This window comes from Mesorhizobium monacense, from assembly GCF_056781675.1.
In genome coordinates this window covers 2,057,368-2,069,629 of sequence record NZ_CM165567.1, presented here as the reverse complement: position 1 = coordinate 2,069,629, position 12,262 = coordinate 2,057,368, and the positions used below count along the sequence as shown (strand labels likewise).

14 protein-coding genes are annotated in these 12,262 nt (G+C 63.8%); 9 read left to right on the top strand and 5 right to left on the bottom strand.

Annotation, left to right across the window (positions count from 1 at the left end):
* The first annotated feature begins 16 nt into the window (after nt 1–16).
* The 5 genes from AC1RUK_RS09760 (at nt 17) to rpmG (ending at nt 3,465) form a co-directional block, all read left to right on the top strand.
* The gene (locus AC1RUK_RS09760) at nt 17–451 is read left to right on the top strand and encodes a DUF983 domain-containing protein (RefSeq protein WP_481839534.1); all 435 of its coding nucleotides are present in this window, start codon (nt 17–19) and stop codon (nt 449–451) included.
* 168 nt (nt 452–619) lie between these two features.
* Nucleotides 620–1,360: an NUDIX hydrolase gene (locus AC1RUK_RS09755; RefSeq protein WP_436173905.1), complete on the top strand. Its 741-nt coding sequence runs from the start codon at nt 620–622 to the stop codon at nt 1,358–1,360.
* A 16-nt stretch (nt 1,361–1,376) separates the two neighbouring features.
* The gene (locus tag AC1RUK_RS09750; RefSeq protein WP_436171962.1) at nt 1,377–2,552 is read left to right on the top strand and encodes an MFS transporter; all 1,176 of its coding nucleotides are present in this window, start codon (nt 1,377–1,379) and stop codon (nt 2,550–2,552) included.
* Nucleotides 2,553–2,650: 98 nt separating this feature from the next.
* On the top strand, nt 2,651–3,109 hold the full coding sequence (locus AC1RUK_RS09745) for a YqfO family protein (RefSeq protein ID WP_481835782.1): 459 nt from the start codon (nt 2,651–2,653) through the stop codon (nt 3,107–3,109).
* Nucleotides 3,110–3,297: 188 nt separating this feature from the next.
* Complete coding sequence (rpmG, locus tag AC1RUK_RS09740; RefSeq protein WP_006201775.1) at nt 3,298–3,465, top strand: 50S ribosomal protein L33; 168 nt, start codon at nt 3,298–3,300, stop codon at nt 3,463–3,465.
* Nucleotides 3,466–3,985: 520 nt separating this feature from the next.
* Here rpmG and AC1RUK_RS09735 read toward each other — a convergent pair.
* Nucleotides 3,986–5,359 carry a PleD family two-component system response regulator gene (locus AC1RUK_RS09735; protein ID WP_436171963.1) on the bottom strand — a complete coding sequence of 458 codons (1,374 nt, stop codon included), beginning with the start codon at nt 5,357–5,359 and terminating at the stop codon, nt 3,986–3,988.
* Between the two features lie 27 nt (nt 5,360–5,386).
* Nucleotides 5,387–5,758, bottom strand: a complete 372-nt coding sequence (locus AC1RUK_RS09730) for a response regulator (RefSeq protein ID WP_023667574.1) — start codon at nt 5,756–5,758, stop codon at nt 5,387–5,389.
* Nucleotides 5,759–5,979: 221 nt separating this feature from the next.
* On the opposite strand from AC1RUK_RS09730, the gene AC1RUK_RS09725 reads away from it, so the two are divergent.
* Both AC1RUK_RS09725 and AC1RUK_RS09720 read left to right on the top strand, forming a co-directional pair.
* A complete protein-coding gene (locus AC1RUK_RS09725; protein WP_481839535.1) occupies nt 5,980–6,279 on the top strand; it encodes a DUF3572 domain-containing protein in 300 nt (99 codons plus the stop codon).
* A complete protein-coding gene (locus tag AC1RUK_RS09720; protein WP_481835783.1) occupies nt 6,276–6,929 on the top strand; it encodes a hypothetical protein in 654 nt (217 codons plus the stop codon). The genes AC1RUK_RS09725 and AC1RUK_RS09720 overlap by 4 nt, the downstream gene beginning before the upstream one ends.
* Before the next feature lie 10 nt (nt 6,930–6,939).
* On the opposite strand, the gene AC1RUK_RS09715 is transcribed toward AC1RUK_RS09720, so the two are convergent.
* Complete coding sequence (locus tag AC1RUK_RS09715; protein WP_481835784.1) at nt 6,940–8,460, bottom strand: hypothetical protein; 1,521 nt, start codon at nt 8,458–8,460, stop codon at nt 6,940–6,942.
* A gap of 107 nt (nt 8,461–8,567) precedes the next feature.
* Nucleotides 8,568–9,143, bottom strand: coding sequence for a GNAT family N-acetyltransferase (locus AC1RUK_RS09710; RefSeq protein WP_481835785.1), 576 nt, complete (start codon nt 9,141–9,143; stop codon nt 8,568–8,570).
* 66 nt (nt 9,144–9,209) lie between these two features.
* Here AC1RUK_RS09710 and AC1RUK_RS09705 point away from each other — a divergent pair, with 66 nt between their 5' ends.
* Nucleotides 9,210–10,538: a DNA polymerase IV gene (locus AC1RUK_RS09705; RefSeq protein ID WP_481835786.1), complete on the top strand. Its 1,329-nt coding sequence runs from the start codon at nt 9,210–9,212 to the stop codon at nt 10,536–10,538.
* A gap of 132 nt (nt 10,539–10,670) precedes the next feature.
* Here AC1RUK_RS09705 and AC1RUK_RS09700 read toward each other — a convergent pair whose 3' ends face one another.
* Nucleotides 10,671–11,174 carry a hypothetical protein gene (locus AC1RUK_RS09700; protein WP_481835787.1) on the bottom strand — a complete coding sequence of 168 codons (504 nt, stop codon included), beginning with the start codon at nt 11,172–11,174 and terminating at the stop codon, nt 10,671–10,673.
* Between the two features lie 200 nt (nt 11,175–11,374).
* Between AC1RUK_RS09700 and AC1RUK_RS09695 the strand changes: the two genes are divergently transcribed.
* Complete coding sequence (locus AC1RUK_RS09695; RefSeq protein WP_481835788.1) at nt 11,375–12,256, top strand: DMT family transporter; 882 nt, start codon at nt 11,375–11,377, stop codon at nt 12,254–12,256.
* The last annotated feature ends 6 nt before the right edge of the window (nt 12,257–12,262 follow it).

The following is a 12,262-nucleotide window of genomic DNA, read 5'->3' as shown; positions in this document are numbered from 1 at the left end:
GGCAAGACAGTTGCAGATGGAAGACCAGGTTTTCGGCGGCGAACTTCATTCGGGCCGCGTTGCGCGCCCGCTGTGGACGGCGATGAAGCGCGGCCTGCTCGGGCGCTGCCCGCATTGCGGCGAAGGCAAGCTGTTTCGCGGCTTCACCAAGTCCGTCGACGCATGCGCTGTCTGCGGCGAGGAACTGCATCACCACCGCGCCGACGACCTGCCCGCCTATCTGGTGATCGTCATCGTCGGCCACATCGTGCTTGGCGCCTTCATGGGCGTCGAGGCGACCTCCACGCTGTCGACCTGGCAGCACATCGCCATCTGGGTGCCGTTGACCATCCTGCTTGCGGTGGTGCTGCTGCAGCCGGTCAAGGGCGCCGTCATCGGCCTGCAATGGGCGCTCTATATGCACGGCTTCGGCGGCGAAAAGGATGTCATCGAGTCTCACCCCGAGGCTTGAAGTCGCGGCTGGTGCAATCGGCGATGGCTGAACGCCACTTTCGCACGAGACAAGTTTCCGCTAAAGCGCGTCGCGTATGAACGGGTTCACGCGACACGCTTCAGATCTTATTTCCATGCAGGTCGTTGGTCCCCGAACCTTCTGGACGACATGCATCAGGTCGAGCGTATGGACGGGATGACCAAGGCCGACATCGACAAGGTTGAGCGGAACGAAATCCCGCCACGGGCCAGGGCGCTGCGTCCGCGCGATGCCGCCACGCTGATCCTGCTCGACCGCAAAGGCGATGACATCCAGGTGCTGATGGGCCGGCGCCACGCCGGTCATGCCTTCATGCCGGGGAAATTCGTCTTTCCCGGCGGCCGCACCGATCCGGCCGATAGCCGCATTCCCGTAGCCGCAGCACTCCACTTGGAGGAACAAGCCAATTTGACCGCCGGCCTTGGCCGCACGAGCGTAGCGCGCGCCCGCGCCATTGCGCTGTCGGCGATCCGCGAGACTTACGAGGAAGCCGGCCTGCTCATCGGCCGCAAAGGCGCCTTCGCGACGACGAGGCGCGACTGGCAGGGCTTTGCCGAACACGGTGTCATGCCATCGCTGGAGCCGCTGCGCTTCATCGCGCGGGCGATCACGCCGCCAAACCGGGTGCGTCGTTTCGACACCCGCTTCTTCAGCGCCTGGCGCAGCGACGTCGCGGTCGAGCTTCCGGGCGGCGGTCCGACCAACGAATTGGAGGAACTGGTCTGGCTGCCGCTGGCCAAGGCCAGGCAGGCAGACATACCCGACATCACCCGCATGATCCTGGAGGAGCTGGAAAGGCGGCTCGCCGACGATCCGCTGCTGCGTCCGGGCGGCTCCGTGCCACTCTACAGGCTTGTCCGCAACCGCTTCATCCGCGAAATTCTATAGGTAATTCAGGCATCACATGACGGTCGATACCCAGCAACAGGGCGACGAACGCGTACACTGGCTGCCGATGGTCGCCGCGATCTCCTCGATCAGCGTCGTCGGCATCGCCATCGGCCTCGGCATGCCGCTGCTCAGCGTCATTTTGGAGACCCGCGGCCACTCGGCCTCGATGATCGGCCTCAACACGGCCGTCGCCGGCCTGGCCTCGATCGCCGGCGCACCGCTCGCCACGCCGCTTGCCATGCGCTTCGGCGTCGCCTGGACCATGCTAGCCATGATTGCCGCCGGCGCGCTCGCCTTCGTCGGTTTCCATTTCGCGCCGGACTTCTGGATGTGGTTTCCGCTGCGCGTGGTGCTGCATATCGCGCTGACGGTGCTGTTCATCCTGTCGGAATTCTGGATCAGCACCTCGGCACCCCCGCACCGGCGCGGCCTGGTGCTGGGCATCTATGCCACCGTGCTGTCGCTCGGTTTCGCCGCCGGACCGTGGCTGTTTTCCCATCTCGGCAGCTCCGGCTTCAGGCCCTTCGGCGTCATCATCGGGTTGGTGACACTCGCCGCAATACCGGTGCTGGCGGCACGCAACGAGAGCCCGACGATCGTGGCGGACGGCGAGACCAGCAATTTCCTGCGCTACATCTGGCTGGTGCCGACCGCCACCTTCGCGGTGCTGGTGTTCGGCGCCGTCGAGACCGGCGGCTTCGCACTGTTCCCGATCTATGGCAGCCGCATCGGCTACTCCGAAGCCGACGCCGCCCTGCTGCTGACCATGATCGGCCTCGGCAACGTGCTTTTGCAGATCCCGATCGGCATGATCAGCGACCGCGTCCCGGACCGCCGCCATCTGCTTCTGGCCTGCGCCACCGTCGGCCTCGCCGGCACTATCTTCATGCCGCACTTCGCCGCGAATTGGCACCTGATGGCAGCGCTTCTGTTCGTCTGGGGCGGTGTGGTCGCCGCGCTCTACACGATCGGCCTTGCCCATCTCGGCTCCCAGCTCTCCGGCCATGAGCTGGCCTCCGCCAACGCCGCCTTCGTGCTTTGCTATGGCGTCGGCATGGTGCTCGGGCCGCAGGCGATCGGCATCGGCATGGACATCTTCGGACCCTCCGGCTTCGGCTGGTCGCTCGGTGTTTTCTTCGCCGCCTACATCGCTTTGGTCGGCATTAGGCTCGTCCGGAAAATCCTGTAGCCGGGCTCGATCAAGCGCCTCGGCGCGCGAGGCTACTGACATCACCGTGTCAGCAGCACCCCTGCTATATCGGCGCTCCACAAGCAGGGAGATATCAGATGATCGACAGTGGATTTGAAACCAGATCGGTGCGAATGGAGTTGCTGCTGCTTGTCAGCTTCCAGGCACCGCCCGCCGATGTCGACCGCATTATGGAAGCGGTGGTGGCGATCAACCCGCTCGGCATGGGCAATTATGACAGCAACGCCTTCCAGTCGGCTGGCGGCGTCGAGCGCTACCGGCCGCTCGAAGGTGCTGCCGCCGGCGCCGAGACGATCCTGCGTGAGCGGCCGGGCACGGTCGAGGTGTCGTTCGAGCTGCCCGACGACCAGATGCTGGCCGCCCGAATCGTCGAGGCGATCTACCAGGCGCACTCCTACCAGGAGCCGGTGATCCGCATCCAGCCACTACTCGCCAGCCGCTCGAAAGGCCTCGACGACCGCGCCAACCCCAACCGCTGGTGGAATACGACTGGCGACTGGAAGAAGGCCGCTTCGCCGGTCAGGGAAGACGCCTGAATCTGGCGACGTCGCTACCGCCGGCACGCTCAGTTACCGGCGGCAATATGGGCATTGGGCACGGCAAAGGCCCGGCCGGGCTTGACTTTCCGGGCGCGTTCTTTATGTGTCGCGCCAAGTTTCCCGCGTCCGGGTGTTTCCCCGTGCTCCAGCGGCCAAAACTCCACGAACATTAACGGACGAACATCATGGCCAAAGCCGCAAACATCAAGATCAAGCTTCTGTCGACCGCCGACACCGGTTTCTTCTACGTGACCAGCAAGAACAGCCGTACCAAGACCGACAAGCTGTCGTTCCGCAAGTACGATCCGGTCGCCAAGAAGCACGTCGAATTCAAGGAAACCAAGATCAAGTAATCGGTTTCCTCCGAGTATGCCGAAGCGCCGCCCACCGGGCGGCGTTTTTCGTTTGGCGAACTGATCGCAAGCCCGCGCCAAAAACACAGGTCTTCCGCCGCTCGGCGCGGAATCCTGATGTCGTCTTTCGGGAAAAAGGGGGCCGGTCGGCGTTTGGCAGCGGTACGAGGAGGCCACTATGTGCCAGCGCCGGCCGGCCGACCCCACGGACCCAGGAGATGCGGCGGACCTGAGCATCATGGGGTATTTTTCGGATCGAACCGGCAAATCTACCCTCGTGCCGGTCGTCTTGGTCTATGGCTTCACATTTGCGCAAGACCTTATGAAAATCAACAGTTTCTTAACCAAGCCTCGCGAATCGCTTGGATTAAGGTAAATTCCTAACCTTGTTGGCTTGACCGGATAATCGGGCGCCGGCGCCAGAGCATGATCCCCCAAAAGTGGTATCCGGTTCCAGAAAAGATCATGCTCGAACAGAAAAGATGAGCCTCATCCCGGCCCCATCGGAAGGGAACAGGCTCTATGCAGCCTTGGCGACGACGCGGTTGCGGCCACCGCTCTTGGCCTCGTAAAGCGCAAGGTCGGCGCGCTTCATCAGCGCCGCAACCGTGTCGTTCCCCTTCAGCACCGACGACACGCCGACGCTGACGGTGACCTCGATCGTCTTGCCCTCATGGCCGATGGCAAAGGGCAACTGGGCAATCTCGGCGCGGATGCGTTCGGCGACCTTTTCGGCCACCGCGCCGTCCGTATCCGGCATCACCACGACGAACTCCTCGCCGCCGAAGCGGCAGGCAAGGTCGATGCCGCGCACGTTCTTGCGCAACCGCCGCGCGAATTCGCGCAGCACGTCGTCGCCGCCGTCGTGGCCGTGCAGATCGTTGATGGCCTTGAAGCGGTCGAGGTCGGTGATCATCACCGAAAGCGGCCGCCGCCGCGCCACCGCGCGGTCGAACAGCGTCTGCAGATGGCTGTCGAGGTAACGGCGGTTGTGCAGCCCGGTCAGTCCGTCGGTCACTGCCATCTCGATGGTCTGGGTGACGCTGGCGCGGAGCTGGTCGTTGTAGCGCTTGCGGCGCACCTGCGTGCGCAGCCGCGCGGTCAGTTCCTGCCGGTCGATCGGCCGCATCAGGAAATCGTTGATTCCGAGTTCGAGGCCGCGAATGATGCGCCCCTCCTCGCCCTCGTCAGCCAGAAGGATGATCGGCAGGAAGCGCGTGCGATCGAGCGAGCGCAATTGCGAGCACAGCCGCAGCGGATCGAAATCGGCGAACGCCGTCGAGATCAGCACACACTCGTAGGGCGTCTCCGCGGCCTGGAAGAAACCGGCATGCGGATCGGTGGCGATGTCGAGATCGGCCCTGCCGCGCAGCATCTTCCGGATCCGCTCGAAGGACGATTTGCGCTCGTCGATCAAAAGAACCTTCGGAGTGGTGTCGGCCGCGGTGAAGTTGCGGCTCAAAAGCTCCTCGATGCCGATGTTGCGGGTGGTCGAGGCGCGCAGCCGCAACTCGTCGGTCAGCGACTTCAGCCTGACCAGGCTCTTGACGCGCGTCATCAGCTGCAGATCGTTGACCGGCTTGGTCAGGAAATCGTCGGCGCCAGCCTCGAGGCCGCGCACCCGGTCCGAAACCTGGTCGAGCGCGGTGATCATGACGACCGGGATATGCGCGGTCGCCGGGTCGCTCTTCAGCCGCTTGCAGACCTCGAACCCGTCCATGTCGGGCATCATCACGTCGAGCAGCACGACATCGACCTTGCCGTTCTCGCAGGTCTCGATGGCGTCCGGCCCGTTGGAGGCAGTCAGCACCTCGAAATATTCGGCCAGCAGCCGAACCTCGAGCAGCCTCACATTGGCAGGGATGTCGTCGACGACGAGGATCCGCGCGGTCATGTCACAAGGCTCCGGCTTGGCTGGACATCAGGCATCGCCCAGATAGGATTTGATGGTCTCGATGAAGCGCGGCACCGAGATCGGCTTGGAAATATAGGCCTCGCAGCCGCCCTGGCGGATGCGTTCCTCGTCGCCCTTCATGGCGAAGGCGGTGACCGCAATGACCGGAATCGAGTGGAGATCGTCATCCTCCTTCAGCCATTTGGTCACTTCCAGCCCCGAAACCTCCGGCAGCTGGATGTCCATCAGGATCAGGTCCGGCCGGTGCTGGCGCGCCAGATCCAGCGCTTCCAGGCCATTGCGTGTGCGAACCGTCTCGTAACCGCTGGCTTCGATGAGGTCCCGAAAGAGCTTCATGTTGAGCTCGTTGTCCTCGACGATCATGACCTTCTTAGGCATCGATTTCCCGTCCCGACGGCCTTCTGGGTGAAGACCACCGTCATGCGTCCTTGCCGGATCGCACCCAACCCTTCGCCACTCTACGCCAATTTGATTGACGAAACGGAAACCGGCCGCCGCAAAAGCTGTCCGGATTCCAACGCGGAGACGGTGATGGCTTGCCGGAAGCGACGCTTGCCATTACTGCGGAAAAAGACTCATTCCGCACCCAGAAGGTAATGATGGCAAACGCAGCGTCAATGCGCGAGGAAGCGGAGAGCATTGCCGTCAAGGCATTGGGCTTCGTCGCGGCCGATCCGGAGCTTCTGCTGCGCTTCCTGGCGATCACCGGCATCGAGGCGCAGTCGATCCGGAGGGCGGCAGGCGAGCCGGGTTTCCTGGCCGGCGTACTTCAGTTCATCCTCGCCCACGAGCCGACCTTGCTGCGCTTCGCCGAGGAGACCGGAACCCCTCCGGCTGCCGTCGGCAAGGCCTTGCGCGCGCTGCCGCTCGGCGACGACGATCATGAGCGTTCGATATGAGCGACGATCCCGAGACAGCGCGGCAGATCGAAGAGCTTGCCGCGGACGACCGGCCGCTGCTGGTGCTCGACGTCGACGACGTCGTGCTCGAATTCATCCGGCCCTTCCCGCATTTTCTCAAATCGCGCGGCTTCGGCCTGACGCTGGCGTCCTTCCGCCTCACCGGCAACATCGCCGAGACCGCCAGCGGCCGCCTGATCGAACAGGAAGAGGTGACGGCCCTTCTGGGTGAATTCTTTGACGCCCAGGCCGACTGGCAAAGCATCACTGACGGCGCCGCGGAAGCCCTTGCCACGCTCGGTGGCCGCGCCGAGATCGTCCTGCTGACGGCCATGCCGCACAAGCACCGTGCCGTGCGCCGCGCCCATCTCGATGCGCTCGGGCTGCCCTACCCGCTGCTGACCACCGAAATGGCCAAGGGGCCGGCTGTGGCCAAGTTGCGCGGTAAGAAGCGCCGGCCGGTGGTTTTCGTCGACGACCAGCCGTCCAATCTTGCGTCGGTGCAAAGTTCGGTTGTCGACGCGCATCTCTTCCATCTGATGGCCGACAACTCGCTGCGAGCCTTCCTGCCGCCAGCGCCGGACGGCGTCACCGTCGTCGAGGACTGGCGCGACGCCGCGCCGAAGATTGCGAGCGCGCTCGGGCTGTAGGGCTTGGCGCTCAGGGCTTCAGCTTCGCTCCTGCCCCGCCGTCCTCGCCCGAACCGTCATCCTGATCGGTGCTGTCATCCGTGACAGGATCGGCCTGCTTCAGCATGGCGCCGTTGACGGTGACCGAACCGTCCGGCTTGGCGTTGATGGCCCATTCGATGCGCCCGTCCGGCAGCGTCTTGCCAAATCCCTTGATGGCCAACGCGATCGGAAAATACTGCGCCGCCTCAGGCTCGGTCTTGGCCGCTTCCTGCAGGCTCGCCACGATCTTGTCATAGCCGGCGACATCGATCGTCACATTTGCATCGGGCTTCTCGCCGGGGAAGGTCATCTCACCTTCCAGCGCTACCTCGATACTGCCGTTCTTCACTGTGCTGTGCCCGATGACGAGCTTCGGCGCCTTGGCCAGGAAATCGGCGGAAATCTGATCGCCGAAATCAGCCGGCAGCGGTGGATTCTTATTGAGATCAAGGGTCTCGATGGTCTTCTTCGCCATGCTGTCGAGGTCGATGTTGGCACCGCCGAAGTTCAGATCGATATCGGTGGGCAGCAATGCCACGCTCCAACTGGGCAGGAGATGCGCCGGGATCGTCAGCCCCGATGCCTTGATCGCATAATTGATCTTTCCGTCCTGGGCGATGCCGTCCATTCCGAACGCCGTGCTCAGCTGCGCTGCGCCGAAATTGCCGACCGGACTTTCGACCGCGAAATCCTTGAAGCCGTAAGTTCCGTCGAGCCTTTCCCACAAGGGCAGCGCCGCCAGAAGAAGCGACTTGAGCTGCGCCTGGTTTGCTTTCAGCGCGGCCTCGTCTTCATTGGCCACGGCGAATGCCAAAAGGTCGAGCAGCGGCTTTGTCCGCATTCCCTTGCCGTTTGCATCCACCGACAGTTCCGGCGACTTCACGGTGACCGGAAATTTCATCCCACTCTCAGGATCGTCGAACTTGATCGCTTCCACGAAGCTCGACATCTTCTGCGTCATTGTCACGTCGACGCCGCCATTCGCGGACTTGGTCGCGGCAAAGTTTGCCGTGCTGGCGCCGGCGCTGACGTCCATGTGCTGCTTGGCATCCTTGGACGTCATCGTCATGCCGGCCATCGTGCTGGCGCCGCTGGTGAACGCGACCAGATCCGGATTGTAGACGCCGTTGCCTTTGCCGTCCTTGATCGTGAACTGGGTGCTTTGCAAACCTTCCAGCCCGTTGACCTCGAACGACCCGGTCTGCGAGAACTCCATCGAAACGTCCCAGGACCCGTCACTGCGCGGCTTCACCATCATGGCGTAGGGCGCAAAGTCCAGCTTCACGAGCTTCTGTTCCGGCAAGGCGTTGACCAGCGCCTTCAAATCAAACGTGATCCTGTAAGCGTCGCCTTCAACCGAGACCTTGAGCACGCCTTTCTCGATCGCCTGTTTGCCGACATAGCGGGACAGATCTTCGGAAAGCTGCTTCGCGCCCTGGCTGTCGACGGTCTGGGCGAAGGCAGGCGCGCTGAGCGCGAGAACGAAAACAAATGGCAAAACACGCTTCACGTCGCTTCTCCCTTTGGCCTTTGCGGCAAAAATCACTTCTTGCTTCTGTTAGGGAAATACCATCACAGCGGCAAGACGAAGACCAGCACGCCAGCTCCATCGCCTTCCTAAAGCACCAGCCGCATCAGCGGCCGGCCGGGCTTTCGTTCCAGCAGCCTCTCGAATCCGGCCTTCTCGAACACCCGCGACGAGCCGACAAACAGGCCAATCGAGCGCGAATCGCGCGACAGGTCGATCGGACAGGCCTCGACCAGCCGCGCACCGTTCTCCCGGGCGAACGCGATGCCGCACTCGACAAGGCGATGGCTGATGCCCCTGCCGCGCGCCTTGACGCGGATGAAGAAGCACGAGATCGCCCAGACGCCCGGGTCGGCGGCGTCTACCGGGTCGACGGGAGCCGAGCCCCTGCCCTGATTGTTCCATTCGGGCACGTCGGCGCGCGGACCGATCTGCATCCAGCCGACCGCCTTGCCGTCCTCGAAAGCCAGCAACCCGGGCGGCGGTCCGGCCTCGATGCGTGCCTTGATATGGTCCTTGTTGCGCTCCCGGTCGCTCGCGCGGCGCACCGCCGGCGCCAGCCGGAAATGCGTGCACCAGCAGCCGTAACAGGCGCCCTGCTTGCCGAAAAGATCCTCGAAATCCGCCCACAGTTCGGGCGCCAGCGGCGCGATGGTCGTGCTCATGAACTCTCTCCCGGCTAACCCTTGTGGCGGCTTCCGTCCTGACGTACCATTGCATCTGTTCTCTTTATGTTCGCAGCGATGGCGGCTCCTGTCAACAATCCCGATCACGGTTTTTGCCGCGACTGCCTCACCTTTCAGCGCGGCGAGGCGCGACGCTGCGAGCGCTGCGGCAGCCCCAGGCTGGCCCGCCACCCCGAGCTTTACCGGCTGCATCTTGCCCATATCGACTGCGATGCGTTCTACGCGGCCATCGAAAAGCGCGACAACCCGGCGCTGAAGGACCGGCCGGTGATCGTCGGCGGCGGCAAGCGCGGCGTCGTCTCCACCGCCTGCTACATTGCCCGCATCCACGGCGTGCGCTCGGCAATGCCGATGTTCAAGGCCCTCGAAGCCTGTCCGGAAGCGGTGGTGATCCCGCCGGACATGGAAAAATATGTTCGCGTCGGCCGCGAGGTGCGCGCGCTCATGCAGGCGCTGACGCCGCTGGTCGAGCCGCTCTCCATCGACGAGGCGTTTCTCGACCTTTCCGGCACCGAGCGCCTGCATGGCATGCCGCCTGCCGTCGTTTTGGCGCGCTTCGCGCTGACGGTGGAAAAGGACCTCGGCATCACGGTTTCGGCCGGCCTCTCCTATTGCAAGTTCCTGGCCAAGGTGGCGTCCGATTTCCGCAAGCCGCGCGGCCTGTCGGTGATCGGCGAGGCCGAGGCGCTCGGCTTCCTGGCCGAACAGCCGGTGACGCTGATCTGGGGCGTCGGAAAAGCCTTCGCCGCAAGCCTGGAGCGTGACGGCATCCGCACCATCGGCCAGCTGCAGCGCATGGAGCGCGGCGATCTGATGCGCCGCTACGGCGTGATGGGCGACCGGCTCTACCACCTGTCGCGCGGCGAGGACGACCGCCGCGTCCACCCCGACAGCGACGCCAAGAGCGTGTCGGCGGAAACCACGTTCGACACCGACATTTCAGCCATGGCCGAGCTTGTCCCGGTGCTGCGGGCGCTGTCGGAAAAAGTCTCGGCACGGCTGAAGAAGTCGGGCATTGCCGGACGCACCGTGGTGCTGAAGCTGAAGAGCCAGGATTTCAAGCTCCGCACCCGCAACCGCCAACTCGGCGATCCCACACGGCTGGCCGACCGCATCTTCCAGACCGGGCTCGACCTGTTGCGCCGGGAAGCGGACGGGACGAAGTACCGGCTGCTCGGCATCGGCGTCAGCGATCTCTCGGACGACGAAAAGGCCGATCCGCCCGATCTCGTCGACATCCAGTCGCGCAAGCGCGCGCTCGCAGAAGGCGCCATCGACACGCTGCGCGGCAAGTTCGGCAAGAAGGCCGTGGAAACCGGCTACACCTTCGGCAAGGGCCGCAGCGCCAACCCGCCCGAACCGATCGAGGATTAGAGCAATTCCAGGAAAAGTGCGCAGCGGTTTTCCGTCCGGAATTGCGCAAAACAATAACTAGAGCGGGGCAGCGCTTCTATCAAGAGCTGAACCGCTCCAGGACCGGCTCGCGATGGTCGGCCGATGTCGCGCTCAGCTACGCTGCAGATCGATGCGGCTCGTCACCACGGTCTTGCCGGTTTTGGGATCGACGTCGGTCACCGTTAGCCGCATGCCGTCGCCGCCGGTTTTCTCGACCGTCAGCCGCGCCTTGCGGTCACCATTGACCTCCTTCGCCCAGCGAATGCCGAGATTGATCGCATTGCCGGACCGTTTGCCGGCAAGCTGCGCCGGTCCGGTGCGGGATCCGACATAAACGCCCGTGTAGCCGGCGCCGTTCGATTTCAGATCGGCGCTGATGGCACGCGTCACCACGACGAGACCGCGGCATTTGCCGTCGAGCGACAGCGAAGTCGCGGTCGCGCCGGAACTGAAGGTGCAGGAAACATTCACCGTCGGTGCATCGGTGGTCACCTTGACGATCCCTTTGCCGGCGAAGCTGCCCTGGAACGAACGCAGGAAGTCGGCATCGTCGGCACGGGCGTCCGCCGCGACCATCAGGCCGCCGGCAAGGACAAGGCATGCAAGTGATTTCATCGAACTCTCCCCCGAGAAGTGTATCGGAAACGCGGTGCAGCCAGCGAAACTGGCAATACGCAGACTCAAGGAACGCCTGCCAAGACTGCAGGTTCCGCCTCCAACATGACTGTTTTTAACGCCCGGATTCTTGCGGCTGGCCCAGTCGAATGCGTCGACTAGCGGTTGCGGCAAAAGGCGGAGCTTGCGACACAGCGCGCATGGCACCCGTTCCCTCGATCCCCAAGGCCGCGTTCTGGATGGCGCTGTCGATCGCGTCGTTTTTGGCGATGTCGGTCGCCGGCCGTGCCACGACGGCCGAACTGAATGTCTTTCAGGTGCTCGAGCTGCGCTCGGTGATCGGCTTCTTCATCCTTTTGCCGCTGGTGATCACGAATGGCGGCTTTGCCGCGATGCGCACCGAGCGGCCGCTGGCCCATTTTGCCCGCAACGTGGTCCACTATGCCGGCCAGGCCGCGTGGCTCTATGCGCTGACGCTGATCCCGCTCGCCGTGCTGATCTCGATCGAGTTCACCACGCCGATCTGGACGGCGATCCTGGCCGTCAGCTTCCTGGGCGAAAAACTGTCGCGGCCGAGGCTCGTAGCGATCGTGCTGGGCCTGGTGGGCGTCGTGATCATCGTTCGCCCGGGCGTCGGTTCCGTCGACCCCGGACATCTTGTCGTGCTGGGCGCGGCGGTCTGCTTCGGCATCTCGGTGGTCATGGTCAAGTCGCTGACGCGCACGGACAGCGTCGTGCGCATCATCTTCTGGATGCTGATCATCCAGTCGGTGCTCGGCCTCATCCCGGCGCTCTACGTGTGGCGCAACCCGCCGATCGAGCTCTGGCCATGGATCCTGCTCGTCGCCTTCACCGGCATGTCGTCGCATTTCTGCATGGCCCGCGCGCTTGCCCATGCCGATGCCACCGTCATCTCGCCGATGGATTTCCTGCGCGTGCCGCTGTCGGCGCTGATCGGGTGGCTGCTCTACCAAGAGCAGATCGACGCTTTCACCGCCGGCGGCGCCTTGCTGATCCTGTTGGGCAATCTGCTCAATCTGCACCGCAAGGCGCCGCAACCGGCCGAGGTCGCCACCTCGTAGCCAACT

What these genes read in the sequence shown, in the direction of transcription:
- AC1RUK_RS09745 (WP_481835782.1), top strand. Translation starts at nt 2,651, where the DNA reads ATGATCGACAGTGGATTTGAAACCAGATCGGTGCGAATGGAGTTGCTG.
- AC1RUK_RS09705 (WP_481835786.1), top strand. Translation starts at nt 9,210, where the DNA reads ATGTTCGCAGCGATGGCGGCTCCTGTCAACAATCCCGATCACGGTTTT.
- AC1RUK_RS09760 (WP_481839534.1), top strand. Translation starts at nt 17, where the DNA reads ATGGAAGACCAGGTTTTCGGCGGCGAACTTCATTCGGGCCGCGTTGCG.
- AC1RUK_RS09750 (WP_436171962.1), top strand. Translation starts at nt 1,377, where the DNA reads ATGACGGTCGATACCCAGCAACAGGGCGACGAACGCGTACACTGGCTG.
- AC1RUK_RS09700 (WP_481835787.1), bottom strand. Translation starts at nt 11,174, where the DNA reads ATGAAATCACTTGCATGCCTTGTCCTTGCCGGCGGCCTGATGGTCGCG.
- AC1RUK_RS09695 (WP_481835788.1), top strand. Translation starts at nt 11,375, where the DNA reads ATGGCACCCGTTCCCTCGATCCCCAAGGCCGCGTTCTGGATGGCGCTG.
- AC1RUK_RS09730 (WP_023667574.1), bottom strand. Translation starts at nt 5,758, where the DNA reads ATGCCTAAGAAGGTCATGATCGTCGAGGACAACGAGCTCAACATGAAG.
- AC1RUK_RS09725 (WP_481839535.1), top strand. Translation starts at nt 5,980, where the DNA reads ATGGCAAACGCAGCGTCAATGCGCGAGGAAGCGGAGAGCATTGCCGTC.
- AC1RUK_RS09735 (WP_436171963.1), bottom strand. Translation starts at nt 5,359, where the DNA reads ATGACCGCGCGGATCCTCGTCGTCGACGACATCCCTGCCAATGTGAGG.
- rpmG (WP_006201775.1), top strand. Translation starts at nt 3,298, where the DNA reads ATGGCCAAAGCCGCAAACATCAAGATCAAGCTTCTGTCGACCGCCGAC.
- AC1RUK_RS09720 (WP_481835783.1), top strand. Translation starts at nt 6,276, where the DNA reads ATGAGCGACGATCCCGAGACAGCGCGGCAGATCGAAGAGCTTGCCGCG.
- AC1RUK_RS09710 (WP_481835785.1), bottom strand. Translation starts at nt 9,143, where the DNA reads ATGAGCACGACCATCGCGCCGCTGGCGCCCGAACTGTGGGCGGATTTC.
- AC1RUK_RS09755 (WP_436173905.1), top strand. Translation starts at nt 620, where the DNA reads ATGGACGGGATGACCAAGGCCGACATCGACAAGGTTGAGCGGAACGAA.